We start from the raw sequence: 26,314 nt of genomic DNA, 5'->3' as shown, positions 1-26,314 counted from the left end.
GGGGCAAGTTGGGCGATGCGCATCGATGGTCCTTTAGATAGGAAGCACCGCTCGGAGCAGTAAGATGATTGCAGCCGAACCGAAGTTCGGCAATGCTCCGCCTTGCGGTGCCGATCACCGCGCGCGTGCCCTCTTTAGTGATGCGCTCGAGGAGCTCTTGCGCACGCGTCAATGTTCGTCTTCGGAAAGCTGACTGAGATAGGCCAATCCGAAACTTGCGAGGTCTTCGGCATCGCCTTCGCGGCGATCCCATCTCCCATAGAGGTGACGCTCAAGCAGGCAACGACGCCTATCTGATGTATCAATCCCGGAGTGAGTGGCGCAGAAAACGCTCCAAGCGATATCGATCGCCGTCCGCAATGTGATTGCATTTGCCATTTCAGCTCCGCGACACCGGCATCATTGCCGTGCAATCCCTTTCCACGGCGAAGGTTGCATCTTTTTCCCAACCTTAAAGCTGGCACCGGGCGTATCGTAGGAACCTTGCTCTCCCGAAGACATTTGCCGTTAAGATCTTAAACGGAGGATGTTATGGCACTCGAAGCGAAGGAATCCGGCAACTTGATCGGCAGCGACAAGGTTGAAGGCACGACAGTTTACGGTGCAGACAGTCAGAAGATCGGCAGTATCGAGCGGGTGATGATCGACAAAAAGAGCGGAAAGGTCTCCTACGCGGTCCTGAGCTTCGGCGGCCTTCTTGGCATCGGCGACGATCACTATCCGCTGCCTTGGCAATCGTTGAAGTACGACACCAATCTTGGCGGGTACGTCACAGGCGTGACAGAAAGCCAACTGCAGGGCGCGCCCAAATATCGTGATGAGACGGCATGGAATTGGAATGATCCGGCGGCCGGTCGATCGGTAAATGACTATTACCGAGTACCAATCTGATTGCCCTCGAAATGCGGCGTGCTCGTCATCAAAGTGCACTGCATTCGCGAAAAGCGTGTGGGAGCATCGTCGAATAGCCGGTCGGCCGCAAATTGGGTCTTGAAAGCGAGTTCTAGGAAGCGCTCGCGCGAGCAAGCCTAGCGCAGGTACTCGCCCGCGCCGCGGGAACCTTATCTCCTCAGACGAAGCGATATAGCGCGCCTCTACCACGAGGCCCTGCGAAAAATGTGGAGGCCCGGCACGCGCGCGGCTGAACGCTTAGTGCTGTCTCTTATACACATCTGACGCTGCCGACGAACGATGTGTATAAGAGACAGTCTAATTGCTGTCCAGGAACTGTCGCATTAGCGGCAAGCACGCCGCACGGCCTTGCAAGCCAGCGCCGCGATTATCGCGACGCTTAGTAGCGTGATGCCGAAACGTTCCCATCCCGAACCGATTTGACGAATCGCTCAAACGTTCCGGCGCTGCGACATCCTGTCAAAACGCTTGATGAGCCATGCGCCTCACTCCTTGTCGCCCGATTAACTTGGTGGACGCCCGCGACGGGGCAGCTTCGGGCGAGTGATCCGGTCTGCCGCGACGCGAAGGGCGCCGGCATGTTTCATCGCTTCAACGCGAGCCGGCTCAGGCGGCAAAGCGCGCGCATCATCCAGCGCCTGTATCGCTTCCGCATCGAGGTCAGGTGCCGACTGCCGATCGACCGTTCTCTTCATGCGACGCGCACGACCTTATGCCTGCCGAACTAGGGCGCAAAATAGCTTGTTTCGGCGCTAGGAAAGAAGCGGCAATTGGAAGTTATGATTCACGCATGTTATTTTTGAAGTCGAACCACGAAAGTGTGTCGCGCTCGCAACGTCGCAATAGTTCCGCCGAACATCGGACCCGTTTGGACTTCACGGCGATACGGATCCACTGTTTAATAGTCATGGACCATTGAAGACGATTTTATTTGCAAGATGTTCATTTCAGATCGGGTCCAGGAGGTCGTTGTCCAGCGCCAGCGGCCTCCTCGTTTTGCTTTCTCGAACTGCAAGGGAATCGTGTAATGCCAGTGCAGGTATGGGCCGTTGCCGCTTCGATTGGGTGGACAGCTGTTGTCGGAACGATGCTGCTGTATATGATTTTCGGCCCTAACTGATCGTATCCCTGTTCTCCCAACCATCGGGTCCCGGCGGGTTCAAGGCGGAGAGTCCTTGTAGTTCGCGCCAGGCGATCGCCCTCAATCGATTGTTGAATAAAACGCCGGCTATATCGCTGCAGCCGGCGCATCCCAGCCCTGTCAAATGATTTAAATGCACTGTCTGGTTAAGGCGGCTCTTCGCAACTGGAAGTGCGTTTAGGAACGCCGATCTCCCCGGTGTGTTGCTCGCACTGACAAACGGAAAGGAAGCGTTCAAATGAAAGTTGCAAGGATCGCGCTGGCAGCGGCGTTCATTCTCGGTTCGATAGCTGCCGCGAGCGCTCAAGGTGGCGGCGGAGGCGGTGCGGGTGGAGGCGGTGCAGGCGGAGGCGGTGCGGGCGGTGGAGCGGGTGCGGGTGCCGGTGCAGGCGGCGCAGGCGGTTCCGGAAGTGGTGCGGGTGCCGGCGGTGGCGGTGGTGACTCTCCGGCCGCGGCTAGCGGTCAAGGTGCCTCAAGTAGCCCCAGACACGGGAACCCGGGGGCGACCATGAACGATACGAAGGAACGCCGAGATCGCTAACTAGGCCATGTACCCATAAACCTGGCGGCGTGATACGGCTAAAGCAATTTTTGCCCCTATAGCGACCGACTTCGTGCGTCAGCGCAGTATGTCGCGATAGGCCAAAGCGGAAACGCCGGTCTGGAGACAAGTGTCGCGGTGTGCTAGTGCTGGCGACATTGCACAACCTGACCGGTTACTGACATTGACAGAGCACGACCAGATCATCAGGGAACTCGCGTTGCCGTACGAGGCGCCTAACGCCTATCGGGCACTGCTCGATCTCGGGATACGAGGGCTTCCTGCAGTGCGCGCCGGGCTGCGGCACGACAATCCTGATGTCCGCTTGCATTGTTGCCGGTTTCTCGACCGGTATCTGTCAGCCGATACTCTTACCGATTTGATGGGAATGCTGAACGATGGCGATGGGCGCGTCAGATGCTCCTCGTTGCACACGTTGGCGTGTGACCGGTGCAAGGAAGGGACCTGCAGGCCCGGGGAAGCTGTAGTACTTCCGAAGGCGATGAGCCTGCTTCAGTGCGATCCCGACGCGCATGTTCGAGCAATGGCGATTGAAGTGGTCGGACAGTTCGTCCACAGCACTGCTCTTGCTGCTGCGGCGATCTCTGCCGCCCAGCAAAGTGATGAAAATCCAACGGTGCGAAAAAAAGCCGGATGGTACGTGCCGGGAGGCCCAATCCACAGGCGGACCAAGCCGAGGCTTTGATGTCGCCGGTGGGATGGGAAGCACTCGGACAGTGGGGTGAGGACGTAGCTCGCATCGAACCACTCGCTGGCGGGGTTGCCAACGACGTGTGGAGCGTGCGTGTCCAGGGGCAACTCGCGGTTGGGCGTCTCGGCACCAGGGGCGACGCTGATCTCGCGTGGGAAACCGAGCTTCTCCAACACCTTGACTGCGAAGGTCTCACAGTGCCGGTGCCAATCCCGACGACAGATGGCAGACTGTTCGCGGACGGTCTGGTGCTGATGACATACGTGGAGGGCGGGCCGCCAGAGACGGAGGCCGACTGGCGTCGCGTGGCCGATACGCTCCGGCGGCTGCATCAGTTGACGCGGGGCTGGCCGCAACGTCCGGGCTGGCGATCGTCGATCGATCTCCTGCACGCCGAGACCGGGACACGGATCGACCTCCGCAAGATGCCGCCTGAGGGCGTTGCTCGATGCCGAGCCGCATGGGCTCGGCTTGCTGGAAATCAGACTTCGGTCGTCCACGGCGACCTTAACCCGCGCAACATTCGCATGACCGCAGGTCGCGTCGCGCTGATCGACTGGGACGAGGCGCATGTTGACGTTCCCGACCTCGACCTAGCACTGCCCCATAACGCCGCTGGTCTCGACAGCTTCACGCATGACATAGCGGCGCAAGCGTCGGCCGCGTGGCAAGCTGCTGTTTGCTGGGATGATGAGTACTCGATCAAGCGGCTTGCCGAAGTTCGACCAGTCTGAGCAAGCGAGCGGGGCTCGGCGACCGCTTTCGGTCATTTTCGCCGCATTTGGCAGAGATTGAGGGCTGGTTGATGTCCGCTCCTGTCCCTAAGCGCCGTACCAGGAGCGTTGCGTTTGGCCGGACTGCCGTGATTCAAACTCCCGAACTGGGGGCTCGAATCATGCGCTACGAACTCGCCGACCATGAATGGACCGCCATCAAGCCGATGCTGCCGAACAAACCGCGTGGCGTTCCTCGGGTGAACGACAGACGGGTCCTGAATGGCATCTTCTGGGTCCTTCGATCAGGAGCACCCTGGCGTGATCTGCCGACGGCCTTTGGCCGATACACCATTTGCTACAATCGCTTCGTCAGGTGGCGGCGGGCCGATGTTTAGGGCCGCATCATAGAAGCGCTTTCCACTGCCCACGATGCCGCTGTCCAGATGATCGACACCCCATTGTCCGCGTGCATCAGCATGGAGCCTGCATCACAAGGAACCAGCGCCAATCGATGGGAAGGTCCCGCGGCGGCTTGACGAGCAAAATCCATGCGCTGGTCGATGGCAATGGTTTGCCGGTACGGCTGGCGCTGAGCCCCGGTGAGGCCCATGACGTTAGGCTTGCCGGAAAACTACTGTCTCGTCTGAAATCTGGGTCAATGCTGCTTGCCGACAGTGGCTATGACGCGGACTGGATCAGGGAGCTTGCGCAGCGATCCGATCTGCTTCAGCCCCTATCTCTATCGTGCTCGCAACCAGGTCGGGCGGTTCTTCAACAGGATCAAACAGTGTCGTCGGGTGGCGACGCGCTGCGATAGGCTCGCCACCAACTACCTCGCATTCGTTCAACTCGCGTCAATCAGGCTATGGCTGCGCCTCAATGAGTCCGCGTCCTAGATTCGGCCATCCCGGATGGGCTCATAAGGCGGGGGCGGCCTCCAAGAGCCTTTGCAGGCCGCCGTCTCGGAGGCTGAGTAGGTGACTTCGCCGCCTCGATCTCCAGCATGTCGCTCATGGCAGCTTCCTTGACGAAGTCTTCGGTCTTTGGCGCGACGCCAAGCATGGAGTTGACGCCGCTCTTCTCGCCGCCCACCGCCCGACTGGGCCAGCGCACTGGAACTCAACGTGGCAGTAATCACAATTGCCATAATGGTTCGTTTCATTGCAGGTCCCTTAGGCAGCTTCGGCGTTGATGGCGCTGATGGCGAGCTTGGTGAGCGCTTCATCCGTCTTCTTCTCCTCGGCCAAGGTCTGGTCGATGAGTTTGACGGCGTCCTTCATGCTCAGCTTGGATGCCAAGGCTTTCAGCGTGCCGTAACGGGAAATTTCGTAGTGCTCGACAGCCTGAGCCGCGGCGAGCAGTCCAGGATCGAGAGCGGGCGAGTCACCGTACTCTTCAATTATCTCCTTTCCTTCATCGATGATACCCTCGATAGCATCGCACTTTTTGCCGCGCGCCGGCTTACCTCAGCTCGAAGATCTGCTCGAGCCGCTCGATTTGGCTTTCGGTCTCGTCGTAGTGCTTTTCGAACGCGGCGCGCAATTGATCTGAGGAGGCCGCCTTGGCCACCTTCGGCAGTGCCTTGTAGATCTGCTTTTCGGCTAGTAGATGTCCTTCAGAGTATCAAGGAAGAGGGCACTGAGATCTTTCTCGGCCATGCGTCGCACCAGGATTGCAGGTTGCTTTGCAGCCCACAACGAGAGCATCACAACCAGGCTCCTATTTTCCGACCCTCATCTCTAGCGGTCCTTGCGGCGCACGTTTCGACTGGTGCCGGGTTTTTGACGGATGGTCGAGGAGCGACGCCCTCGTTCGGTCATGTGTGCGGTTGAGCTCGTCGGAACAAGGTTCAATCCGCCAGGGAGGCCTAGCCGCTAATTGCATCCGGATGGCTGAAGACCTCGAATGCGCTTCCACGCGCAACAGCAATTAACGTAATTCCGCACGCCTGGGCCGCACGGACCGCGAGCGCCGTCGGAGCCGACATCGCGACGAGCATGGGACAGCTGATCGCGGCAGCCTTTTGTACAAGCTCGATCGAGACGCGACTTGTCAGGACGATCGCGCCTTCGGTGGCGGAGACGTTGTTGGCGGCGAGCGCGCCAGCGAGCTTATCCAAGGCATTGTGGCGACCGACATCCTCGCGAATCGCGACCAGTTCTTGATCGGGATGGAAGAAGCCGGCCGCATGCGTGGCGCGCGTCGCGCGGTTGAGCGTCTGGGCGTCCGACAATGCGAGCAGGGCGCTCTCGACTTGCCGAGCCCGGATAATGATAGACCTCGTCAAGTGCGACGCCGGACGCGCGGCGTCAGCGAGGCTTTCTATGCCACAAAGGCCGCAGCCGGTCGGACCGACCAAGCGCCGCTGGCGCCGCTTGAAACGCTGTTCGCTAGTGCCGGCAAGCCACATGCGCAGCTCAATGCCTGACGGCCCTGGAATGATGTCAAGGGACTTCAGGTCAGCGACATTTTCGATGGTCCCTTCGGTCAGGCTGAAACCCAGCGCAAGATCCTGGAAGTCAGCGGGAGTCGCCATAACAACGGCGGCCGTGGTGCCATTGTATACCAAAGCGACGGGACACTCCTCTGCGAGAGTTCGCTGCGCTTCCAAGCCATCTTGATCTCTCCGCAGCGTCTCGGCGGTGGGGTCTGGCAGGAGATGAAGGCTGTCGTTGGAGATCGGCGATCTCTGCATGAGCGCTCCTTGCCAGCACGACGCTCGGGACACGCCAAGGTTCCTCTCGCGCGAGGAACCTCCGCTTCAACGGTCGGTTCTGTCGGTACTTGTCGAGCGAGATCAGTGATCAGCCATGAAGCCAAAAGTGACAGTGAAGCCATACGCCGGACCGGCCGGCGGTTGGGGGTCTGTGAAGGCCGTCGCGGGTATTCTGACCCAAGAGGAGGTAGCGATCCTCGGCAGCGAAATCCTGCTGAAACAGAACAAGTCCGACGGATACATGTGCGTCAGCTGCTCCTGGGCGAAGCCGGCAAAGCCTCGTCCGTTTGAGTTCTGCGAAAACGGCGCCAAGGCCACCGCTTGGGAGGTGACGAACAAGACGGTCGAGGCCGAATTCTTTGCAAAGCACGCGCTTACAGAGTTGCGGGGCTGGTCCGATCACGCACTCGAGGAGCAGGGGCGCCTGACCGCGCCGATGCGCTATGATGTGGCGCTGGACAAATATGTTCCGGTGAGCTGGTCGGAGGCGTTCCAGGAGATCGGCCGAGAGCTGAAGGGGCTCGATCCGCGTTCGGTGGTGCTGTACACCTCCGGCCGCGCCTCACTCGAGGCAAGCTACATGTATCAGCTATTTGGCCGGATGTATGGCACCAACAATTTTCCTGGTAGCTCGAACATGTGCCACGAGAGCACGTCGGTGGCATTACCCCCAGTGATCGGCGTACCGGTCGGGACTGTACGGCTGCCGGATTTCGAGCAGACAGACTGCATCCTGTTCTTTGGTCACAATACGACGACCAATGCTCCACGGATGCTGCATCCCTTGCAAGAAGCGGCGCAACGGGGCGTCCCGATCATCACCTTCAATCCGTTGCGGGAGCGTGGTCTGGAGCGCTTCACCAACCCGCAGGACCCGATCCAGATGGTGGCGGGCGGCACCCGGATCAGTTCGCAATACCATCAAGTGAGGTTTGGTGGTGACGCCGGAGCCATCATAGGGATCTGCAAGGCCGTGATCGAGGCGGACGACGAGGCGCGGTCGAAGGGGCATGAACGTATCGTCGACGCCGCGTTTATCGAACAGCATACATGCGGGTTCGACGCTTTCGCGGATTTCTGCCGCGCGCAGTCGTGGAGTGATCTTGAGCGGAAGTCCGGATTGCGCCAGGCGGCGATGTTCCAGGTGGCCAGCACCTACATGGCCGCGAACGCCGTCATCGCGAACTACGGCATGGGCGTGACGCAGCACCAGCACGGCGTCGAAACGGTGAAGATGATCGTCAACCTGCTGCTGTTGCGCGGCAATATCGGCAAGCCCGGCGCCGGGATCTCTCCGATCCGCGGCCATTCCAACGTCCAGGGCCAGCGCACCGTCGGCATTTCCGAGAAGACCAAGTTGGTCCCGCTCGACAAGCTGAAGGAGCTTTACGCATTTGAGCCGCCACGATGGGACGGCCTGACGACGGTGGACGCCTGCAAAGCAATCCTCAAGGGAGAGGTGCGCGCCTTCCTCAGCCTCGGTGGCAATTTTATCCGCTCCATTCCGGAACGATCGCTGATGGAGCCGGCGTGGACCCGGCTTCGGCTATCGGTCCAGATCGCCACCAAGCTGAACCGTACGCATCTCGTCCCTGGAGAAGTGACTTTTCTGCTGCCGTGTCTCGGCCGGATCGAGATAGACCAGCAGGCGAACGGCCCGCAAGCCGTTGCCATGGAGGATTCCACGGCCTGCATTCATGGCTCGAGAGGACAACGCAAGCCGGTAGCGGAGCGGCTGTTGTCCGAACCGCGGATCATTGCCGAGATGGCGAAGGCGACGTTGCCGCCGAATCCCAAGCTCGACTGGGACGCCTGGGTCGACGACTATGCGTTGGTCCGCGACGCGATCGAGCGGACGTATCCGGATCAATTCGAGGATTTCAACAAGCGCATGTTTGAGCCAGGTGGCTTTCCGCGGCCACTCGGCGCTCGCGAGCGGAAATGGAAGACGCCGAATGGCAAAGCCAATTTCACGGTTCCGGAAGCCGCTTTCGCCTCGCCGCCAGCCGGGGACGGCGTCTTCGAACTCATGACTACCCGCGCAGATGGTCAGTTCAACACGACGATCTATAACGAGAACGACCGCTTCCGCGGAATCTACGGCAGCCGCGAGGTCGTGCTGATGAACGGGGACGATATGGCCGAATGGGGTCTTGCCCAGGGCGATCTGGTCACGCTGGAAACGGCGGCCGATGACGGTGTCGAACGTCGTCTCCGTGGACTTCAGGTCGTTCCCTACGACGTCCCCCGCGGTGGCATCGTTGGATATTATCCGGAGTGCAACGTCCTCGTTCCGCTCTGGCATTTCGCCAAGGGCAGTAAGGTCCCGGCGGCGAAGTCGGTCCCGGTGCGCATCAGCCGCGATCCGGTGCCCGAATTGACGGACACCCATGAAATCCCGATCACCAAGGTCGAGTGAGAGGGGGCGACATGCCCAAGGAAAACGATCTCGAAGGACAGCAGGATCAGGGCGGCAAGAACGGTGGCCAGAAGCGAATGCCAAAACCGGAGCCCAAGCCGAAGGGTGATCAGCCCGATCTGCTGAAGCGGCCGGGCTCGACGCCTCCGCCGACACAGGAGTGAGATCGGCAGGATCGCGGCTGGCTGCATCACGCCGGTGCGCGCGTCATGAAATCCATCAGGCCCAGCCACAGCAAGATGCCGAGCCAGAACAGCCCGGCGCCGGCGAAGATCAGGAGGCGTGCGCCGCGATCCCGCAGCTCCATGAAGAATGCCGCGACGATGGTGGCCTTGATAGCGGCAATCACAATCGCCACCGCGGAATTGAAGGAACCGAGCGGCAGATAGGCCAGGGTGACCGTCAGCGCGAGCAGTGCCAGCAGGGCAAGCCAGGAGCCAACGAGCGTAAGCGGTGGCCACCAGTTCGTCATGTGCCGCTCCGTCCGGGCAGATAGATCAGGGCAAACAGGACGATCCAGACCACGTCGACAAAATGCCAATAGAGTGCGGCGGAGTGCAAGGCAGCGCGCAGGCGCGTGCTAGCGGAGCGGCGCAGCAGGACGGCAAGCGTCGCGAGAACAGCGATGCCGATCACCATGTGGACGGCGTGGATCGACGTCGCGACGAAGTAGAAAATGAAGAACAGCTCGACTCCATCGGCGAGCGGCGCAGCGTAGCTGAAGTCAATGCCGGGAACGAGGTGCTCGTGATATTCGCCGGCATATTCGGTTGCCTTCAGGCCAAGGAACAGCAAGCCAAGCAGCATGGCGCTGGCCAGCATCGCGATACAGATCCGGCGTGCGTCAGCTTGCAGCGCATTGACAGCGCACGCGACGAAGAAGCTGGAGGTCAGCAGGATCGCCGTATTCGCCGAACCGATGACGATCCTGGTGTGGCGGCCGGCCTCCGCGAACGCGTTCGGATTAGCGTGCCGGTAAACGAAATAGGCAAACAGCAGCCCGCCGAACAGCAGCACTTCGGTTGCGAGAAACACCCACATGCCGATCTCGGCGGTTTCATCGCGATGTTGAACGGAGGCGTATTGCGGAGCGAAGGCGCGGCGCTCAGGCATTCTGCGGCTCCGCAGCAAAGTCCGGCCCGTATTGGTAGGGCGCACGGGTCACGACGGGCTGTGACTGGAAATTAAACTCGGGCGGCGGGGATGGGGTCTGCCATTCCAGCCCCGGCGCATCCCAAGGGTTCGCCGGCGCGCGCGCGCCGAAAAACAGGGAATAGCCGAGATAGAACATCGGCAGCAGATAGGCTGCCGCCAGGATCGTCGCGCCGCCGGAGGACAGCACGTTCCACAACTGAAATTCCGGCGGATAAACGTGATAGCGGCGCGGCATACCTTCGGCGCCGAGCACGAATTGCGGGAAGAAGGTCAGATTGAAGCCGAAGAATATCAGTACCGCCGCGGTCCGCGCCCAGTACTCGGAGTAGAGCCGTCCGGTGATCTTGGGCCACCAGTAGTGCAGACCGCCGAAGTAGGCCGTTACCATGCCGCCGACCATGATGTAGTGGAAGTGAGCCACCACGAAATAGGTGTCGGTGGCATGCACGTCGAAGGCGAGGCAGGCCAGGAACAGGCCCGTAAGTCCGCCGATCGTGAACAGGCCGAGGAAGGCCAGAGCGTAAAGCATCGGAGCGTCGAAGCGCAGCGATCCCTTGTGCAGGGTGGCGGTCCAGTTGAACACCTTGATCGCCGAAGGCACCGCCACGATGAAGCTCATGAACGAAAACACGAGACTTGCGAGCAGCGACTGGCCGCTGACGAACATGTGGTGGCCCCAGACCAGAAAGCCGACGGCCGCGATGGCGAGGCTGGCCCAGGCGACAAATTTGTAGCCGAACACCGGCTTGCGCGAGAAGCAGGAGATCAGTTCGTTGACCACCCCCATGCCGGGCAGGATCATGATGTAGACGGCCGGGTGCGAGTAGAACCAGAACAGATGCTGGAATAGCAGGGGATCGCCGCCGATTCTGGGATCGAAAATGCCGACACCGAGGAAACGTTCGGTCGCGAGCAGGACCAGTGTGATGGCGAGCACCGGCGTCGCCAAAACCAGGATCACCGACGTCGCATAGATCGACCAGATGAACAGCGGCAGCCGGTACCACGTCAGGCCCGGCGCGCGCAGCCGGTGGATGGTGACGATGAAATTCAGGCCGGTGAGGATCGAGGAGAAGCCGGCGATGAAGATACCGGTCACGGCGACGATGACGTAGCTGTTGGAATAGAGCGTCGAAAACGGGGTGTAGAACGTCCAGCCCGTGTCGATGCCGCCGGCGACGATCGCGAACAGCGTCACGGTTCCGCCGGCGATGAACAGGTACCAGCTCATCAGGTTGAGGCGCGGGAAGGCGAGATCGCGGGCGCCGATCATCAGCGGCACAATGAAGTTGCCGAGCGTGTTTGGGATCGAGGGGATCAGGAAAAACCACACCATGATGACGCCGTGCATGGTGAAGAGCCGATTGTAGGTATCGGACGAGACGAGATCGGCCTGCGGCGTAGCGAGCTCGATGCGGATCGCGGTGGCGGCCGCGCCGCCGACGCAGAAGAAGCAAATCAGGGTGGCGAAATACAGGATCGCGATGCGCTTGTGGTCGGTGGTGAAGAACCAGGAGCGCAGCGTGTAGGCGTTGTTGAGATAGTCGGGCTCGGTCATGGCGCGCGATCCGCAAGCGATTTGATGTAGGTGACGAGCCGCAGCAGCTGGTCTTCGTTGATCTTGCCCTCAAAGGACGGCATCACCGGCGAATATCCGGCTGCGACCTGGCTGCGCGGAAGCAGGATCGAATCCCGGATGTACCTGTCGTCGGCGGTTACCGTGGAACCATCCGAGAGCGGCACCGGCTTGCCGTAAAGTCCCTCCAGCAGCGGCGCATGCACGCTGCTGTTGGCGGCGTGGCAGCCGCTGCAGCCGAGCTCGCGAAACAGTGCGCCGCCTTCACGAGCCAGCGAGTTGGCGGGTCCCTGGTCGTTCAGCCATTTGTTATAGTCCGCCGGCTCCATCGCCACGATCTCGCCGATCATGCCGGAATGGTCGGTGCCGCAATATTCGGCGCAAAACAGGTGATAGTGCCCCGCCGTGATCGCTTCGATCTCGAGGCTCTGGTAGCGCCCGGGCACCACGTCGTGCTTGAGACGCAGCGCCGGGATGAAGAAGCTGTGAATGACGTCCTGGGATGCCATCACCAGCCGCACCGGGCGATTGACCGGTATATGCAGGCTGTTGATCTCGGATTGCCCGCCGGTGTGCTGGACTTTCCACATCCATTGTTTGGCGACGACAAAGACCGACAGCTCGCCCTGCGGTTTCTGGTAAATCTCGAGGTACACGCTGGCGCCCCAGACAAACAGCAGGAGGAAGATCACCAACGACGCCGACGTCCAACCGACCTCCCAGTGCCAGCTTTTCTCGACCCGATGTCCGCGATCGGTCGGGTTGCCAGCCCGGTAACGCACGCAGAACACGATGAGCAGGAAGAACAGCAGGCCGAGCACCAAGGCGCTCGCCAGGAGCAATCCCGCAAATAACAGATCGACGTCGCCGCCATAGGGTGAGACCCCCGGCCGCCAGAACGGGATCCATTCGCGCCACATCGGGCTCAGCCGCCTGCGCGGATCATCGGGACGGCCAGCCGGGCAGGCCGGTCTCCAGCAGCCGCTCCATCGCACGCCTAACGGGGATCCGGACCAGGCCGCGGCCGCGATCGATCCAGCCATAGCTGTCCGCAAATTGGCGATCAGCTTCTCGATGCCGGCGCAGTTCGGCCGCCGGATCGAGTGCAAGCGGCGGCGCCTCGGCACTGAGCGCAGGGCGCCCCGCGGGGATTCCACGATCGATCGACCGCGAGAAGGCGAAAGGCATGACAAGGGGCGTCGCTACGATGAACAGTCCGAGGCCGAGCGCCAGCCAACCCAGGAGGACGGGATCGACATCGGACCGCTCGTAATTGGTATCGGGGCTGTCAGTCATGGGGGGACCCGAAAGGCACGGAGACCAATGCCAACCATGGGCGCATGTTCCAATCCAGGAACGATCCTGTTCGGCCTGCATTGCAATCTGACGTGCTCAAGACGCTGATCCGGCGACCGGATGACCCAGATATTCTCTCCTGCCGCGGATACGTGGCTGCGCCTGTTCATGGTGAGTGGCTTGGCTGTTCTGGGCGGTGGTCTGATCGGCGTGATCGGATTTGCGCACTCGGCCTTTGAGACGTCGACCGATGTCCGCCCGCACCAGCCGGTTCCGTTCAGTCACAAGCACCATGCGGCCGAACTCGGGATCGACTGCCGCTATTGCCATACGGGCGTCGAGACGAGCTCGCGGGCAGGGCTGCCGCCGACGGCGACTTGCATGACCTGTCATTCGCAGATCTGGACCAATGCCGCGATGCTGGAACCGGTCAGAGAAAGCCTCGCCGACAACAAGCCGATCGCCTGGACCCGCGTGGCGAAGCTGCCCGACTACGTCTTCTTCCGCCACGACATTCACATCGCAAAAGGCGTGGGTTGCGAGAGCTGTCACGGGCGCATCGACTCCATGCCGCTGACCTATCGGGCCAAGGCGTTCACTATGGAGTTCTGTCTCGACTGCCACCGCGACCCCGCGCCGCATCTGCGTCCAAGGGATCATATTACCGACATGACGTGGCAGGCCGGCCGCGATGCACGCAAGCAAGGCGAGGCGATCGCTGCGCATGAAGGCATCCGCTTCGGGCAGCTCGCCCATTGCTATGTGTGTCATCGATGAGGCGCCGCGCGACAAAACCGGACCATCCACGTGGCCCCGTCCTCTGGTCGAGCCTCGAGGAGTTGTTGGGTGATCCCGCGTTTGAGGCGTGGGTTGATGCAGAGTATCCGGTCGCCGCAACCTTTGGCCCAACGGCGCGGCGGACGTTTCTGAAGCTGATGGGCGCATCCTTTGCGCTTGCCGGACTAACGGGATGCGAGAAGAGCCCGTTCGTCGCGGCGTTGCCCTATGTCGAACAACCGCAGGGTACGGACGTCGGCATTCCAAAATACTATGCGACGGCGGTGACGCTGGATGGCTATGCCCAGCCGGTCATTGCGACGACCTATTCCGGCCGGCCAACCAAGCTGGACGGCAATCCGGACCATCCGGCGACACAGGGCCGCAGCGACGTATTCATGCAGGCCGCCGTGCTCGATCTCTACGATCCCGATCGCGCGCGAGCACCTAGCCGTCGCGGCGAGCCGGTGACGTGGAACGACGTGCAGCATCAAATCGGCCTGTTGCGTCAGCAGTGGACGCAAAGCCAGGGCGAGGGGCTCGCATTGTTGCTGGGTCATTCGACTTCGCCGACGCTCATTCGCCAGATTGAAGCTCTGGTTCTAGAGTTTCCCAAGACCCGGATCTATGAGCATGCCGCCGTTGGCGGCGGACGATGGCTCGAGTCCACGAGAGCTGCCTATGGTCAGGCGCTGCAACTTCGTCCACAATTCGAGAACTGCGAGGTCGTCGTCAGTCTCGATGATGATTTCTTGGGAGCGGGACCTCACCAGGTCGCCAACGCGCGCGCCTGGTCGGCGGCGCGACATCGCACCGCCGACAAGCCTGGACTTGCGCTGTACATGGCGGAGGCCGTGCCGTCCGCGACAGGAGCGATGGCGGAGGCGAGGGTGGCGGTCGATGCCTCGCGCATCTGGCTCATCGCTCAAGGACTTGCCAATTCATATGACGTCGCCGGCGCGGCAAAGCCTGATCTTTCGGCGAAGGAGCAACGATGGCTCGATCGCGCAGTCCATGCGTGCCGGTCGGCGTGTGGCCGAGCGCTCGTGACCGGCAGTCGCTTCGGCGACGACGCGACAGCGTCCTGGGTGGCGCGAACTAACGAGGCGCTCGGCGCGAATGCGCTGCTCGGCGCTGCGGCGCCTGCCCCCAATGTTGCGAACGCCAAGAGGTTAAGCGATTTGGTGAGCGACATTGGCCGCGGCGCTGTAAAAACGCTTATCATCATTGACGCTAACCCGGCCTATACTGCGCCGGCGTGGCTGGCTTTCGGAGACGCAGTTGCGAAGGTCAGGTACTCGGTCCATCTCGGCATCCATCGGGACGAGACGGGAGCGCTTTGCGAATGGCATCTGCCATTGACGCATACGCTGGAGAGTTGGAGCGATGCGCGCTCGGTGGATGGAACAGCCACCATCATCCAGCCCACGATTGCACCCTTCTACGACGTCCGCACCGTTCATCAGGTCATGGCGTTGCTGCTGGGGCAAATGGACCCGTTGCCGGAAGCGCCGGTGCGGGACACGTGGCGCGCGACACTTGGCGACGATTTCGAGACGAAGTGGACGCGTTGCCTGCACGACGGCTATGTCCCCGAGCAGAGGGCGGCCCCACCAAACATCCACGCGGCGGTAACCGCCGTTGTTCCGCCGCTGCCGGATGATGGACTGGATATTGTCTTCCGGCCCGATCCGACGATCTGGGACGGCAGTTTTGCCAACAATGCCTGGCTGCAGGAGTTGCCGAAGCCGTTGACCACGCTGACCTGGGGCAATGTGATTTCGATCGGTCCGGCGCTGGCCAGGCGAGAGGATCTGACCAACGGCGACCACGTCAGGATTAGGGTCCGGGATCGATCGATCACCGGACCTGTGTGGGTCCAGCCAGGCCAGGCCCCGAACACGGTCGCGCTCACGCTCGGCTACGGCCGCAGCAAAGCCGGTCGGGTTGGCGATGGTCTCGGCTACAATGCCTATGACGTCCAACCGATCGACCAGCTTTGGCAGACCAAGGGCAGCCTGCACAAGCTGGGAACGCGCGAGACGCTGGCCGTCACGCAACTGCATCACCGCATGGAGGGGTTTGACTTCATCCGTGAAGTCAATGCAGCCGACACCGACCATCCCAACCACGAGACGACGCAACCGAGCCTCTATCCGCCAAAGCCTTCGGCGCAAAACGCCTGGGGCATGGTGATCGACCTCGATGCCTGCATCGGATGCAATGCGTGCGTGGCCGCCTGTACGGCCGAGAACAATGTGCCGGTCGTCGGCAGCGATCAGGTCAAGGTCGGTCGCGAAATGCACTGGCTGCGGATTGCGCGCTACTACGCCGGCGACGTCGAGGAGCCGCGCAGTTTCTTCCAGCCGGTGCCCTGCATGCATTGCGAGCAGGCCCCCTGCGAGATGGGCTGTCCGGTCCACGCCACGACGCACAGTCCGGAGGGCGTCAACCAGATGGTCTACAACCGCTGCATTGGCACCCGGACCTGCTCGAGCTACTGCCCCTACAAGGTGCGCCGCTTCAACTTCTTCGACTATCGTCTTGCGTCCGATGCGCCGGAACATGCGGCACACAATCCGGACGTCACGGTGCGCTCGCGCGGCGTGATGGAGAAGTGCACCTATTGCACGCAGCGGATCGAGGCCGCGCATGTCGCGGCCGACAAGGAGAACCGGCCGATCCGCGACGGCGAGGTGGTGACCGCCTGCCAGAGCGCGTGTCCGACCAAGGCGATCGTGTTCGGCGACATAAGCAATCCCGACTCCGAGGTGTCGCGTCTGCGCGGTGACGAACGGCATTACGTGCTGCTGGAAGAGCAGGGGACGCGACCGCGCACGACCTATCTGGCACGCTGGAAACCCCCGGAAGGCCAGGAATGATCGATCGCACCGCCGATATCCTGCCGCAAGACCAGAGCCTCGGGCGGGTCAGCGATCAGCTCACCGGCATTCCCCTGCATTTTCCGGCGCGCCGGCGTTGGTGGATTGCGATGATCATCGCATCGGCGCTTCTGCTCCTCCTTGTGGTCTCCACAACTGCGCTGTTCACCCGCGGTGTCGGCATCTGGGGCATCAATATTCCGGTCAACTGGGCATTCGCGATTCACAATTACGTCTGGTGGCTCGGTATCGGTCACGCCGGAACGTTGATCTCGGCGTTGCTGCTCCTGACTGGCAGCGAATGGCGCAATTCGCTCAATCGTTTTGCCGAGACCATGACGCTGTTCGCGGTGATCTGCGCCGGCATCTATCCGGTGCTGCATCTCGGCCGTCCCTGGTATCTGTACTGGATGTTTCCCTACCCCGCGACGATGGGGATATGGCCGCAGTTTCGCAGCCCGCTGGAATGGGACATCTGGGCGGTCTTGACCTATCTGACCGTATCGCTGGCGTTCTGGTACACTGGTCTCATTCCAGACCTCGCCGCCGCGCGCGACCGGTCGAGGAAGCGCGGCTGGCAGATTTTCTTTGGCATCACGTCGCTCGGTTGGCGCGGCTCGGCCGCGCATTGGCAGCGCTGGTCGCAGGCCTATCGCCTCACAGCGGGGCTTGCGGTGCCGCTCGTCGTGTCCGTGCACAGCGAGGTCTCGCTGCTGTTCGCGGCCGGCCAGATCCCCGGCTGGCACTCGACGATCTTTCCGCCGTATTTCGTGCTCGGCGCGGCCTTCTCGGGCTTTGCGGTGGTCGCAATCATCGCGATCGCGCTGCGGTCCCTGTTCGGTCTCGGCAATCTGGTCACCGATGACCATCTCGACGTGCTCGGCAAGGTGCTGCTCGCGTGCGGCCTGATGACAGGCTACGGTTACCTCTTCGAAGTCTTCGACGCGCTCTACTCCGGTGGAGCGCACGAGATGCAGACGCTGTCGGACCGGCTCACCGGTGCCTATGCCTGGACCTATTGGGGCGCGATCGTCTTCAATTTCATTCCGCTGCAGGGGTTGTGGTGGCGTTCGGTGCGGCGCAGAGGCTGGATGCTGCTGTCGATCTCCATCTCGGTCGTGATCGGAATGTGGCTGGAGCGTTACATGATCCTCGTCACCAGCCTCTACCGCGACTTCCTTGTGTCGTCGTGGGGCGCGTTCACCCCGACCTTCTGGGACTGGTCGACTTATCTCGGCACGATCGGTCTGTTTCTGGTGCCGTTCCTGCTTGCGATCCGCTTCATTCCCATGATTTCGATTTTTGAGACCGAGGAGCTGTTGCATAAGGAGCAGGAGGAGCCTCATGGCTGAGCACTCCTTCGGCCTGCTCGGCGAGTTCGAGAGCCCCCGGGCGTTGCTCGCGGCGGCGTGCAAGGCCCGCGAGGCGGGCTATCGCAAGCTCGATGCGTTCACGCCGTTTCCGGTCGACGGGCTGGCGAAAGTCCTGCGGCTGCCGACGCCCCGGATTTCCATCGTTGGTTTCGTTGGCGGTCTGGCGGGCGCTGCCATCGCGATGCTGATGCAACTCTATGTGAATTACGACTATCCGCTCGATGTCGGAGGGCGGCCACTCTACGCACTCTCGGCTTTCGCCGTAGTGGCGTTCGAACTGACGATCCTGGTGTCGGCACTCGTGATGATCATCGCCATGCTCTGGCAAAACGGCCTGCCGCGGCTCAATCATCCGATCTTCAACGCCCGTCATATCGCCCGCGCCAGCAAGGACCGGTTCTTTCTGTGCGTGCTGGCCGAGGACGCAGTGTTCGATTCCGGTAAGACGGCGGCTTTCCTGCAGAGCGCTGGGGCGCTGTCAGTGGAGCTCGTATCGTCATGAAGGGCGCATGGCTTCTTGCGTCGGCCTTTCTGCTCGCCGGGTGCGACCAGAACATGGACGCACAGCCTCGTTACAGTGAGTACAGCCGCGCGCCGCTGTTTCGCGGTAGCGCATTGCGCAAACCGCCAGCGGGCGCGGTCGACCGCGACGCGCTGGCGGAACAGGCCGCTATGCGGACCAAGCCGCTATTGACAGCGGCGCTGCTGGAGCGGGGCCGTCAGCGCTTCGACATCTTCTGCTCGCCGTGCCACGGCGCCAATGGGGACGGCAACGGCATCATCGTCGAGCGCGGCATGCCGCGGCCGACCAGTTACCATGCCGAGCGGTTGCGGAACGCCGAAGACCAGCATCTCTTCGACGTTATCAGCAACGGCTACGGTGCGATGTATTCCTATGGCGCACGCGTGCCGCCGCGCGATCGCTGGGCGATCGTCGCCTATATTCGCGCGCTGCAGCTCAGCCGTCATGCGTCGATCGACGATGTGCCGGCGGGCCAGCGTGGCAAGCTTGTGGAACAACCATGATCGGACGCGACCTGCGCGATCGCCGTTTGATGATCGCCGTCGTCGGCCCGGCCGGCATGCTGGTTGCAGGTGCGTTCGCGGACCATCGTTCGACCGCCGCGGCCTATCTCGTGGCCTGGATCGCGGTCAGTGCGGTTCCGATCGGGACGCTCGGCGTGCTCATGACGAGCTATCTGGTGCGGCGGGCGTGGACGGAGGAATTGCAGCCGGCAATGACGGCGGTCTGCGCCACCCTTCCTATTTTCGGCGTGCTCTTCCTGCCGGTCCTGCTCGACCTCGCTGCGCTCTATCCTGCGGCCGGACCTCACGCGGCGCTACCGGCCTTCAAGGCGGTCTATCTCGCTCCGTGGTTCGTGGCGGCACGAACGGTGATCTATTTCATCGTCTGGACCTGCCTTGCCCTGAAGTTGCAGGCGGCTTGGCCGGACCCGGATCGCATGGCGAGGACGGCGTCCGGTGGACTGATCGTCTACGCGATCTCCGTGTCGTTCGCCGGTGTGGATTGGATCGAAGCGCTGGAGCCGCAGTTCCATTCATCGATTTATGGCCTGCTGTATCTCGGTATGGTGCTACTGGACGGCGTCGCCGGCGCTATCGGCCTTGGACTTCTCCTGTGCCGCATAAGGCGAGCCGGCGGCTACAGCGCGCTGCTGTTGTCGACGATCCTGCTATGGGCCTATCTCCATGCCATGCAGTACATCGTCATCTGGTCGGCCAACATTCCGGACGAGGTGACCTGGTACATCGATCGCTCGTCGGAGGGCTGGCAGTTCGTCCTGTCGCTCTTGGCCGTCGGCCAGCTCGTGTTTCCGTTCTTTGCACTCGTCCGCGCCGATCGCCGTTGGCTACTCGGACTATGCGCCCTCACGCTCGCGATGCGGATTTGCGAGGCGTCGGTCCTGGCATTCCCGGCCATTGATGGTCTCCCCGGCTGGCTCACCGGCATCATGCTGGTGGCCGGTCTGGCCTTGCTTATGGGGCTGTTGGCCTGGGGCGTAGCGTTCCGCCTACGCCATGGCAGATGGCTCAACTTCGCGCCGCCTCGCGTTCGTGCCGAAGCAGAGCGACGATGAGCAGACCGAGCAAGACCAAGGTCGCAAGACCGGTCGCCTTGAGCAGGCGACCGACCGCGAGCGTGTAGAGACCGCTTGCGGGATCAAATCCGTAGCACATCAGCCTGACATGATCGGTCCATCCGCCGATGCGGCCTTGACCGGCTTCGACCAACGCGAGGCGCAGATTGGCGGGATCTAGCCCGAGACCGGGCAGGGCGCGCGCAATGCGACCGTCGGCCGTCACGACAAAGGCGGCCGCGGGATGCGCGTAGCGGAGTTGGTCGCGATCGTAGACCGCTTCAAATCCGAATGCTTTTGTTAGTCCGACGACGTCGCTGGCATCGCCGCGCAGGACGTGGGTGGCATCGCCCAACGCTTGGAGGCCGACTTGCGCCTGCTTCATCTCCTTCGCGTTCTCCGCGGTATCCTGCGGGTCGAAGCTCACGACGTTCAGATCGAAGTCCTGACCGGGACGCAGGCCGGACCGCCGGAGCGCGTCGGAGACGGTGCTGACCACCGACCCGCACAGTGTGTCGCAGGTGAAATCTGCGAGGACCCACACGCTTGGCCCGCCGGTGAGCCATTGCCGGATCGGCCGTGCGACGCCGTTTTCGTCCCGCAGGCGGACGCTCAGCGGTAGCACGGCGCCGGGCCGGGGCGATGCCTCGACCCCGGCGACATCGGATCTGGTCAACTCGGCGCGCGCCGGCGCCAGCGCTGCGCAGACCAAACAGACGGCAAGCATCATCTGATGATGCATCGCTCCTGGCCTTCACTTCTCCTTGCCGGGCAACACGGTCTCGAGCAGCTGACGCGCTGCGCCGCGGATGACGCCGACTTCGTTCGGGTCGCCCTTGGCGAGCGCGATCGAGAAGTTCTTGGCTTGCTCGAGCGTGATATGCGGCGGTAGCGGGGGCACTTCCGGATCGGTCTTGACTTCCAGCACCACCGGAATGTCGCTCGCGAGCGCCTGCTCCCAGGCCGAGCCGAGCTGTGCGGGGTCGTCGACATAAATCCCCCGCAGCCCGATCAGGTCGGCGAAACGCGAATAAGACACGTTGGGAATGCGTTGCGATGCCTCGAACTTGGGATCGGCATTGATGATGCGCTGTTCCCATGTCACTTGGTTGAGATCTTCATTGTTGAAGACGCAGACAATCCAGCGGTGGTCGCTCCAGTCGCGCCAGTATTTGGCGACCGTGATAAGCTCGGCCATGTTGTTCATCTGCATGGCGCCGTCGCCAACCAGCGCAATGACGGGACGATCGGGCGCTGCATATTTGGCGGCGATTGCGTAGGGAACGGCCGCGCCCATCGATGCCAGGCCGCCCGACAGCGAGGCGTTGAAGCCGGGACGCATCTTCAGATCACGGGCAAACCAGTTGGCGCAGGAGCCGGAATCGCTGGTGATGATCGCGCGATCGGGAATGCGCGGCGATAGCTCCCATGTCACGCGCTGAGGATTGACCGGCTTGGCCGGCTGGTGTGCACGATCCTGCAATGTCTTCCACCAGGCCCGGACATTGTGCTCGATCGTCTTTCGCCAGCTGCCGTCGCTCTTCTGCTTCAGGCGCGGAAGCAGCGCGCGCAGCGTCTCCGCGGCGTCGCCCACGAGGCCAATCTCCATCGGAAAGCGGATCGAGAGCATGCCGGCGTCGATGTCGACCTGGACGCCGCGGGCCTGGCCCTCCTTGGGCAGGAACTCGGAATATGGAAACGCCGAGCCGATCATCAAGAGCGTGTCGCACTCCATCATCAGATCGTAGCTCGGCTCGGTGCCGAGCAAGCCGATCGAGCCCGTCACCCATGGCAGGTCGTCGGGCACCACGGCCTTGCCGAGCAACGCCTTGGCGCATCCGGCCGACAGCCGGTCGGCGACGGAGGCGACCTCGTTGGTCGCGCCAAGCGCGCCGGCGCCGACGAGCATGGCGACCTTCTTGCCGGCGTTGAGAATGTCGGCGGCGCGATCGAGCTCGGCCTCTGCCGGAACGATCCTCGGCGGAGTGTATCCGACGCCCGACCGCAGCGTGCCGTGTGCGCGCGGCGGATCCTCGTAATCCTCTTCCTGCAGATCATTCGGCAGGATCAGCGCGGTCACGGTGCGCCGGGCGAGCGCAATGCGCGCGGCGCGGTCGATCAGATGGCGGACCTGAGCGGGCGAGGAAGCCTGCGCGACATACGCGCTGGCGACGTCCTTGAACATCGAGACCAGGTCGAGCTCCTGCTGATACTGCCCGCCCAGCGCGTTCCGCGCCTGCTGGCCCACGATGGCGAGCACCGGCTGATGGTCGAGCAGGGCATCATACAGACCGGTGATCAGGTGTGAGGCACCGGGGCCCGACGTCGCGATGCAGACGCCAAGGCGGCCGGAAAATTTGGCATAGGCACACGCCATGAACGCCGCCATCTCCTCGTGGCGCGCCTGGATGAAATCGATCTTGCCTTCGGCGCGATTTAGCGCACCGAACACGCCATTGATGCCATCGCCGGGATAACCGAAGAGATGCCGCACGTCCCAGTCCTGGAGGCGCTGCACTACGAAATCGCCAACGGTCCTGGACATCGTGCATATCCCGAAAGTTGAATGTGAGCGGTGAACGGCGGGGATTGTCAGCCGTTCCAAAGCGACCGTCCCCTCAAGTAGGAGGTGGCATCGGAGAAGAAATAGGCAGGTGCAATGGTCACCGAACGTGTGAGGATCCGCCGCGACATGCGGTTGCCCATTAGATTGGTTCGATAATAGCCAGAGTTGGCCCTCATCGACAGGAAGGCCGGAATGGCAAAGAAAGCAAAGAAGCAGACCGCGCGCGGTCGCAAGCAGGACCGGGCGCGCGTCGCCGGCGGGCAGGACTACGAGGTGAGTTACGAGTCGAGGAGGACGGGCAAGTCGGAGGCATCGGTGAAGAAGGCGGTCTAAATGGTCGGCACCAGCCGGAAGCGGGGTTGAGCGTCGGCTCAGGGTAGCAAAGAAGAAGTCGCTAGGAACAACGTCCTCGCGGTGAACGTTGACCCGCGCCGCTCGCGGCAGAGCGGCATGGACGAGTGGAGCGTGCCCCGGCTCTCCCCCGAAGACCCGGGGCACATTCGCGGTCAGTTTGGAGCGGCCCAGACTGGCACCTCGCTGGGCACCGAATCGGCCTCAGCACGTCCTCTCGCTGGGGCCGTTTCGCTTCGGGAACAAGCAGCGGTCCACGACGTTGCCGGCAGCTTCAGCAGCTCGGCCGAGCTCGCGAATGAACGCACTCTGTTTGGAGATTCTTGGGCGCTCGACCCTTACTCTTCCTCAGCCCAACTCAGCTTCTCGCAGCTTACGCAGCGGCGAAGGCGATAGCTCTTACCTTGGCGACTGTCGAGGATAGACATTGCCGAAGCGACACCGCCGCAGCGGAAGCAGGCATAGGAATCGGGCCGCAGCGGCTTTTGCTCGCCATCAGCGGCGAACGCGCCGTTCTTTTCTATCTGGGCTGGTCCTTTGAGTTCGCTATCGTAGACCATCCATCCGTTGCCACCCTGCCGAACGAGGAAACGTCCCCGCATCGGGCGTCCAATAAATTCCATTTGCATCCACCATCTGCAAAATACGAGCGCGTCGATTAGCTCGAAGGATGGAGCGCCCGGCATTGAACTATGTGAATCGTGACGATCAACTTTGGATAAGCGCCACCTGGCTTTCGCGGCGAACTGAAAGCGGCCCCAACCGGGGGGCCGCCAACCCGAACGATACGGGTTTTCCTCTGGCAGTCGGGGGGCACCTTGGCTGACCAGAAGCGCCAATTAGACGCTGATCTCCTCTCTATGGTTCCTCGCCTGACGTGGCAATTGGACAGGAGCGTATTAAAACTAGCTTCGTCGGATCGCGCGGGAAGAACTAGCAACTTCTGACAGCCGTGTTAGCTTCAAAGCCTCGGGTCACGTCCCGATTCATCAAAGGACGACTGGCCTCAGCACCGGCCTCTAGGCCCCCAGAGGTGCTGGGGCCGTTTCTTTGGGTTACCCTCGCTGACATGCATATCTAAATGCGAGAATGGTGCTGCCGGGCGATCCTGCGGGGATGTTCAGTTTCGGTCGCATGGATGGTGTTGAATACGGCTTTCTCAGCTTTGCTGGAATGTCGTTTGTGGCGCTCATCGTCAGCGTAAGTTGGCTGCTGATCGGCTGAGCGTCCTACCTCTCGTGATGACATGACGACTTGGCCTCAGCGTGTAACCCCTTCGCTGGCCGTTTCTTTAGTGCCCTTCGTGTCTACATTTTGAGGACCAGGGCGGATATCGGACTTCATCATCTCCAGTTTGATTGGCTTCAGTTTAGCACTCAATCGCCGCAACCTGGCTCGCGCCCGCTTGGCTGGGGTATCAAGTCGCTCGCCCACGGTCCGTTTCTTCGCCATACCTGCTTTCCTCTTGCGGGAAAGGCTCGTGCGTCTTTGCGGCCGATGAACGTATCCGGCGGCGGATTGTCTTTGAGCAGCCGGGCAGCTTCGGCCGAGACCCGGAGGGCCGCATCAACGATGTGCCCGTCCTGCCGTTGATCGCTGCAATGCGATTGATGACGCGCTGATCGGCCATAGCCGCGCTCCCTCGCTCAATGCAGGCGGAAGCACTTGGTCTCTCAGCCACCGACGCCCACGGGCAGAGGCTTGGCCGGTGATGACGATATAATGTGCCAACTAACATAGGTTGCCAGGCGGCCGATCGATCCTCCTTGTCGAGAGGACGCATTCCGTTCTCAGCCTGGAACAAAAAGCTTGTGTGCTGTTCTGGACAGAATTTCTGGAACAAAATGCCCATTTGCACGTCATGAATCCGTTGCGATAGGAGCAACGGGGAACGACGTGCCGTCCGCAGAATATCACCTACGCCAAGCCGAACTTGCAGCCCGGCTTGCGCTCGCTGAAGCAGAACCATCCAAAGCCGCAGCTCTCCACGTTCTCGCACTAGAGCAGTACGATAAGGCCGCGAAGGCTGGGGCCAAGCCGGATCAGATGTCGCGAATACCGGCCCTGAGAGACCAGATGAGCTGAATATGGTTGACCTGGATCAAGACAAGGCAATCGCATCTGATGAGTGTATCGGCATGGCCGATCGCTACGACTGGATTTCCATCGCCTGCTTGACCGCGATTGCGCTTACGACTGTTGCCGCGACTGCGGCCTTGTTCCTGTAGAACGCGGGGCCGCGCGGTGGCACAAATTGCACTAGCGGTCGCCCAGCATCGAGGAATAGGATTTCAACCCCAAACGCAGGGGTTGTGTCATGAGTAGTGACCTACCTTTTTAGCGCGCTCATCGTGGCGCTCGGGCTGAGCCCCATCGCAATAGTGGCTATCGCCTTGTTCATGTAAAAAGAGGCCGCCTCAGTTGGCGGCCTCTTTATCCTGGGCAGCTTGCCCTTCCCGATTCGGATCGAGCCCGTCGCGATTCGGTGCCATGGAACACCCGCAGCCGCGAATTCGAACACTTGTGGAGTAGTCCACGAGGGTAGCTTTCGTTGCTACTTTATCCCATTACGGTGCATTGCGCTGTGGGGGCGCAGAGAACGGCCCCGGTTCACTGGCCCTGCTAGCCCCAAGATGGTGCCGGGGTCGTTCCCTTGCTGCGATGCGGAACGAGATGGAATGAGCGCGAATAGATTTAAGAGTTGGACTGAAACCGAAGAACGTTTGCTGGTTGCGCTGCATGAGTCAGGGATGGATCACCGCCTCATAGCGATCCAGATGCGCAGGACGGAAGCCGGGATCGATAACCGGCTCGCGGTGATCACCAAAAGGGCTAAACGGGCGGAGAGCGTCAGCCCGGCGTCGCTCGATAGTCCATCGCCGGCCGTTCGCGGATGACGGCAGGGTGCGATACGCTCTGCGACGTGTCGTCGGCTAGGAACGAACGTTTCTCCACGGGGCCCGATTGAGCACAAGTCTTGGTGCTTCAATGTCGGTAGCACCCGACACGGCCTCGGTGCTCTCCTCGTGCTGGGGCCGTTTCTTTTCGGGAACAAGTGGCAATTCTTGACGTTGCAAACGTC

The 26,314-nt window shown here is 61.7% G+C and carries 24 protein-coding genes and 3 pseudogenes; 15 read left to right on the top strand and 12 right to left on the bottom strand.

What is annotated here, in order from left to right; genetic code table 11:
• Window positions 1–168: 168 nt before the first annotated feature.
• Window positions 169–378 carry a hypothetical protein gene (locus IF803_RS29725; RefSeq protein WP_155258695.1) on the bottom strand — a complete coding sequence of 70 codons (210 nt, stop codon included), beginning with the start codon at window positions 376–378 and terminating at the stop codon, window positions 169–171.
• Between the two features lie 153 nt (window positions 379–531).
• On the opposite strand from IF803_RS29725, the gene IF803_RS29720 reads away from it, so the two are divergent.
• From IF803_RS29720 to IF803_RS29705, 4 genes and pseudogenes are all read left to right on the top strand, one after another.
• Window positions 532–891 (top strand): PRC-barrel domain-containing protein, encoded by a 360-nt coding sequence (locus IF803_RS29720; protein WP_018273495.1) that lies wholly within the window; start codon window positions 532–534, stop codon window positions 889–891.
• A 1,887-nt stretch (window positions 892–2,778) separates the two neighbouring features.
• Window positions 2,779–3,300: a HEAT repeat domain-containing protein gene (locus tag IF803_RS29715; RefSeq protein WP_141713373.1), complete on the top strand. Its 522-nt coding sequence runs from the start codon at window positions 2,779–2,781 to the stop codon at window positions 3,298–3,300.
• A gap of 8 nt (window positions 3,301–3,308) precedes the next feature.
• Complete coding sequence (locus IF803_RS29710; RefSeq protein ID WP_028343212.1) at window positions 3,309–4,040, top strand: phosphotransferase enzyme family protein; 732 nt, start codon at window positions 3,309–3,311, stop codon at window positions 4,038–4,040.
• A 161-nt stretch (window positions 4,041–4,201) separates the two neighbouring features.
• Window positions 4,202–4,918, top strand: a pseudogene (locus tag IF803_RS29705) (IS5 family transposase).
• 85 nt (window positions 4,919–5,003) lie between these two features.
• Here the strand turns inward: IF803_RS29705 and IF803_RS29700 are convergent.
• The 3 genes and pseudogenes from IF803_RS29700 to fdhD all read right to left on the bottom strand — a co-directional run.
• Window positions 5,004–5,184 (bottom strand): annotated as a pseudogene (locus tag IF803_RS29700) (DUF4142 domain-containing protein); the annotation flags it as partial.
• A 10-nt stretch (window positions 5,185–5,194) separates the two neighbouring features.
• Window positions 5,195–5,680, bottom strand: a pseudogene (locus IF803_RS29695) (YciE/YciF ferroxidase family protein).
• A 209-nt stretch (window positions 5,681–5,889) separates the two neighbouring features.
• Complete coding sequence (gene fdhD / locus IF803_RS29690; protein ID WP_080686893.1) at window positions 5,890–6,717, bottom strand: formate dehydrogenase accessory sulfurtransferase FdhD; 828 nt, start codon at window positions 6,715–6,717, stop codon at window positions 5,890–5,892.
• Window positions 6,718–6,832: 115 nt separating this feature from the next.
• Between fdhD and IF803_RS29685 the strand changes: the two genes are divergently transcribed.
• Both IF803_RS29685 and IF803_RS29680 read left to right on the top strand, forming a co-directional pair.
• Window positions 6,833–9,157, top strand: a complete 2,325-nt coding sequence (locus IF803_RS29685; RefSeq protein WP_028343214.1) for an FdhF/YdeP family oxidoreductase — start codon at window positions 6,833–6,835, stop codon at window positions 9,155–9,157.
• An 11-nt stretch (window positions 9,158–9,168) separates the two neighbouring features.
• Window positions 9,169–9,321 carry a hypothetical protein gene (locus IF803_RS29680; RefSeq protein ID WP_155258696.1) on the top strand — a complete coding sequence of 51 codons (153 nt, stop codon included), beginning with the start codon at window positions 9,169–9,171 and terminating at the stop codon, window positions 9,319–9,321.
• A 26-nt stretch (window positions 9,322–9,347) separates the two neighbouring features.
• Here IF803_RS29680 and IF803_RS29675 read toward each other — a convergent pair whose 3' ends face one another.
• From IF803_RS29675 to IF803_RS29655, 5 genes are all read right to left on the bottom strand, one after another.
• A complete protein-coding gene (locus IF803_RS29675) occupies window positions 9,348–9,629 on the bottom strand; it encodes a cytochrome C oxidase subunit IV family protein (RefSeq protein WP_028343215.1) in 282 nt (93 codons plus the stop codon).
• Window positions 9,626–10,198, bottom strand: a complete 573-nt coding sequence (locus IF803_RS29670; RefSeq protein WP_259245205.1) for a cytochrome c oxidase subunit 3 — start codon at window positions 10,196–10,198, stop codon at window positions 9,626–9,628. Before IF803_RS29670 ends, IF803_RS29675 begins: the two co-directional genes overlap by 4 nt.
• Before the next feature lie 64 nt (window positions 10,199–10,262).
• Window positions 10,263–11,870, bottom strand: a complete 1,608-nt coding sequence (gene ctaD, locus IF803_RS29665; protein ID WP_461194518.1) for a cytochrome c oxidase subunit I — start codon at window positions 11,868–11,870, stop codon at window positions 10,263–10,265.
• Window positions 11,867–12,808, bottom strand: coding sequence for a cytochrome c oxidase subunit II (gene coxB / locus IF803_RS29660; RefSeq protein WP_035632622.1), 942 nt, complete (start codon window positions 12,806–12,808; stop codon window positions 11,867–11,869). Before coxB ends, ctaD begins: the two co-directional genes overlap by 4 nt.
• A gap of 22 nt (window positions 12,809–12,830) precedes the next feature.
• A complete protein-coding gene (locus IF803_RS29655) occupies window positions 12,831–13,184 on the bottom strand; it encodes a hypothetical protein (RefSeq protein ID WP_035632624.1) in 354 nt (117 codons plus the stop codon).
• 120 nt (window positions 13,185–13,304) lie between these two features.
• Here IF803_RS29655 and IF803_RS29650 point away from each other — a divergent pair, with 120 nt between their 5' ends.
• The 6 genes from IF803_RS29650 to IF803_RS29625 are packed head-to-tail and all read left to right on the top strand — an operon-like array spanning window position 13,305 to window position 20,315.
• Window positions 13,305–13,961 carry a cytochrome c3 family protein gene (locus tag IF803_RS29650; protein ID WP_028343218.1) on the top strand — a complete coding sequence of 219 codons (657 nt, stop codon included), beginning with the start codon at window positions 13,305–13,307 and terminating at the stop codon, window positions 13,959–13,961.
• Window positions 13,958–16,843: a TAT-variant-translocated molybdopterin oxidoreductase gene (locus IF803_RS29645; protein ID WP_051448057.1), complete on the top strand. Its 2,886-nt coding sequence runs from the start codon at window positions 13,958–13,960 to the stop codon at window positions 16,841–16,843. Before IF803_RS29650 ends, IF803_RS29645 begins: the two co-directional genes overlap by 4 nt.
• Window positions 16,840–18,195 (top strand): NrfD/PsrC family molybdoenzyme membrane anchor subunit, encoded by a 1,356-nt coding sequence (gene nrfD / locus IF803_RS29640; RefSeq protein ID WP_028343220.1) that lies wholly within the window; start codon window positions 16,840–16,842, stop codon window positions 18,193–18,195. The genes IF803_RS29645 and nrfD overlap by 4 nt, the downstream gene beginning before the upstream one ends.
• On the top strand, window positions 18,188–18,718 hold the full coding sequence (locus IF803_RS29635; protein WP_028343221.1) for a DUF3341 domain-containing protein: 531 nt from the start codon (window positions 18,188–18,190) through the stop codon (window positions 18,716–18,718). The genes nrfD and IF803_RS29635 overlap by 8 nt, the downstream gene beginning before the upstream one ends.
• Window positions 18,715–19,242 (top strand): c-type cytochrome, encoded by a 528-nt coding sequence (locus IF803_RS29630; RefSeq protein WP_461194517.1) that lies wholly within the window; start codon window positions 18,715–18,717, stop codon window positions 19,240–19,242. Before IF803_RS29635 ends, IF803_RS29630 begins: the two co-directional genes overlap by 4 nt.
• Before the next feature lie 29 nt (window positions 19,243–19,271).
• On the top strand, window positions 19,272–20,315 hold the full coding sequence (locus IF803_RS29625) for a hypothetical protein (protein ID WP_461194515.1): 1,044 nt from the start codon (window positions 19,272–19,274) through the stop codon (window positions 20,313–20,315).
• Here IF803_RS29625 and IF803_RS29620 read toward each other — a convergent pair.
• Together IF803_RS29620 and IF803_RS29615 are read right to left on the bottom strand one after the other, a co-directional pair.
• On the bottom strand, window positions 20,269–21,045 hold the full coding sequence (locus tag IF803_RS29620; RefSeq protein ID WP_063607115.1) for an SCO family protein: 777 nt from the start codon (window positions 21,043–21,045) through the stop codon (window positions 20,269–20,271). The two genes, IF803_RS29625 and IF803_RS29620, sit on opposite strands and share 47 nt — an antisense overlap.
• A 24-nt stretch (window positions 21,046–21,069) precedes the next feature.
• On the bottom strand, window positions 21,070–22,860 hold the full coding sequence (locus tag IF803_RS29615; protein ID WP_028343224.1) for a thiamine pyrophosphate-requiring protein: 1,791 nt from the start codon (window positions 22,858–22,860) through the stop codon (window positions 21,070–21,072).
• Window positions 22,861–23,073: 213 nt separating this feature from the next.
• On the opposite strand from IF803_RS29615, the gene IF803_RS29610 reads away from it, so the two are divergent.
• A complete protein-coding gene (locus IF803_RS29610) occupies window positions 23,074–23,214 on the top strand; it encodes a DUF3606 domain-containing protein (protein ID WP_069277187.1) in 141 nt (46 codons plus the stop codon).
• Between the two features lie 356 nt (window positions 23,215–23,570).
• Here IF803_RS29610 and IF803_RS29605 read toward each other — a convergent pair whose 3' ends face one another.
• Window positions 23,571–23,855, bottom strand: a complete 285-nt coding sequence (locus tag IF803_RS29605; RefSeq protein ID WP_259244551.1) for a hypothetical protein — start codon at window positions 23,853–23,855, stop codon at window positions 23,571–23,573.
• 466 nt (window positions 23,856–24,321) lie between these two features.
• On the opposite strand from IF803_RS29605, the gene IF803_RS29600 reads away from it, so the two are divergent.
• Window positions 24,322–24,456, top strand: a complete 135-nt coding sequence (locus tag IF803_RS29600) for a hypothetical protein (protein WP_018273493.1) — start codon at window positions 24,322–24,324, stop codon at window positions 24,454–24,456.
• An 863-nt stretch (window positions 24,457–25,319) separates the two neighbouring features.
• A complete protein-coding gene (locus IF803_RS29595; RefSeq protein ID WP_172646958.1) occupies window positions 25,320–25,460 on the top strand; it encodes a hypothetical protein in 141 nt (46 codons plus the stop codon).
• Window positions 25,461–26,314 lie beyond the last annotated feature (854 nt).

The sequence above is a fragment of the Bradyrhizobium sp. UFLA06-06 genome, from assembly GCF_054820065.1.
Note: the sequence above shows the minus strand (reverse complement) of the source record. Positions and strands in the feature narration are given on the sequence as shown.

Coding starts and splice junctions, on each gene's coding strand:
- IF803_RS29725 (WP_155258695.1), bottom strand. CDS start 378: ATGGCAAATGCAATCACATTGCGGACGGCGATCGATATCGCTTGGAGC.
- IF803_RS29720 (WP_018273495.1), top strand. CDS start 532: ATGGCACTCGAAGCGAAGGAATCCGGCAACTTGATCGGCAGCGACAAG.
- fdhD (WP_080686893.1), bottom strand. CDS start 6,717: ATGCAGAGATCGCCGATCTCCAACGACAGCCTTCATCTCCTGCCAGAC.
- IF803_RS29685 (WP_028343214.1), top strand. CDS start 6,833: ATGAAGCCAAAAGTGACAGTGAAGCCATACGCCGGACCGGCCGGCGGT.
- IF803_RS29680 (WP_155258696.1), top strand. CDS start 9,169: ATGCCCAAGGAAAACGATCTCGAAGGACAGCAGGATCAGGGCGGCAAG.
- IF803_RS29675 (WP_028343215.1), bottom strand. CDS start 9,629: ATGACGAACTGGTGGCCACCGCTTACGCTCGTTGGCTCCTGGCTTGCC.
- IF803_RS29670 (WP_259245205.1), bottom strand. CDS start 10,198: ATGTGGGTGTTTCTCGCAACCGAAGTGCTGCTGTTCGGCGGGCTGCTG.
- ctaD (WP_461194518.1), bottom strand. CDS start 11,870: ATGACCGAGCCCGACTATCTCAACAACGCCTACACGCTGCGCTCCTGG.
- coxB (WP_035632622.1), bottom strand. CDS start 12,808: ATGTGGCGCGAATGGATCCCGTTCTGGCGGCCGGGGGTCTCACCCTAT.
- IF803_RS29655 (WP_035632624.1), bottom strand. CDS start 13,184: ATGACTGACAGCCCCGATACCAATTACGAGCGGTCCGATGTCGATCCC.
- IF803_RS29650 (WP_028343218.1), top strand. CDS start 13,305: ATGACCCAGATATTCTCTCCTGCCGCGGATACGTGGCTGCGCCTGTTC.
- IF803_RS29645 (WP_051448057.1), top strand. CDS start 13,958: ATGAGGCGCCGCGCGACAAAACCGGACCATCCACGTGGCCCCGTCCTC.
- nrfD (WP_028343220.1), top strand. CDS start 16,840: ATGATCGATCGCACCGCCGATATCCTGCCGCAAGACCAGAGCCTCGGG.
- IF803_RS29635 (WP_028343221.1), top strand. CDS start 18,188: ATGGCTGAGCACTCCTTCGGCCTGCTCGGCGAGTTCGAGAGCCCCCGG.
- IF803_RS29630 (WP_461194517.1), top strand. CDS start 18,715: ATGAAGGGCGCATGGCTTCTTGCGTCGGCCTTTCTGCTCGCCGGGTGC.
- IF803_RS29625 (WP_461194515.1), top strand. CDS start 19,272: ATGATCGCCGTCGTCGGCCCGGCCGGCATGCTGGTTGCAGGTGCGTTC.
- IF803_RS29620 (WP_063607115.1), bottom strand. CDS start 21,045: ATGATGCTTGCCGTCTGTTTGGTCTGCGCAGCGCTGGCGCCGGCGCGC.
- IF803_RS29615 (WP_028343224.1), bottom strand. CDS start 22,860: ATGTCCAGGACCGTTGGCGATTTCGTAGTGCAGCGCCTCCAGGACTGG.
- IF803_RS29610 (WP_069277187.1), top strand. CDS start 23,074: ATGGCAAAGAAAGCAAAGAAGCAGACCGCGCGCGGTCGCAAGCAGGAC.
- IF803_RS29605 (WP_259244551.1), bottom strand. CDS start 23,855: ATGGAATTTATTGGACGCCCGATGCGGGGACGTTTCCTCGTTCGGCAG.
- IF803_RS29600 (WP_018273493.1), top strand. CDS start 24,322: ATGGTGCTGCCGGGCGATCCTGCGGGGATGTTCAGTTTCGGTCGCATG.
- IF803_RS29595 (WP_172646958.1), top strand. CDS start 25,320: ATGGTTGACCTGGATCAAGACAAGGCAATCGCATCTGATGAGTGTATC.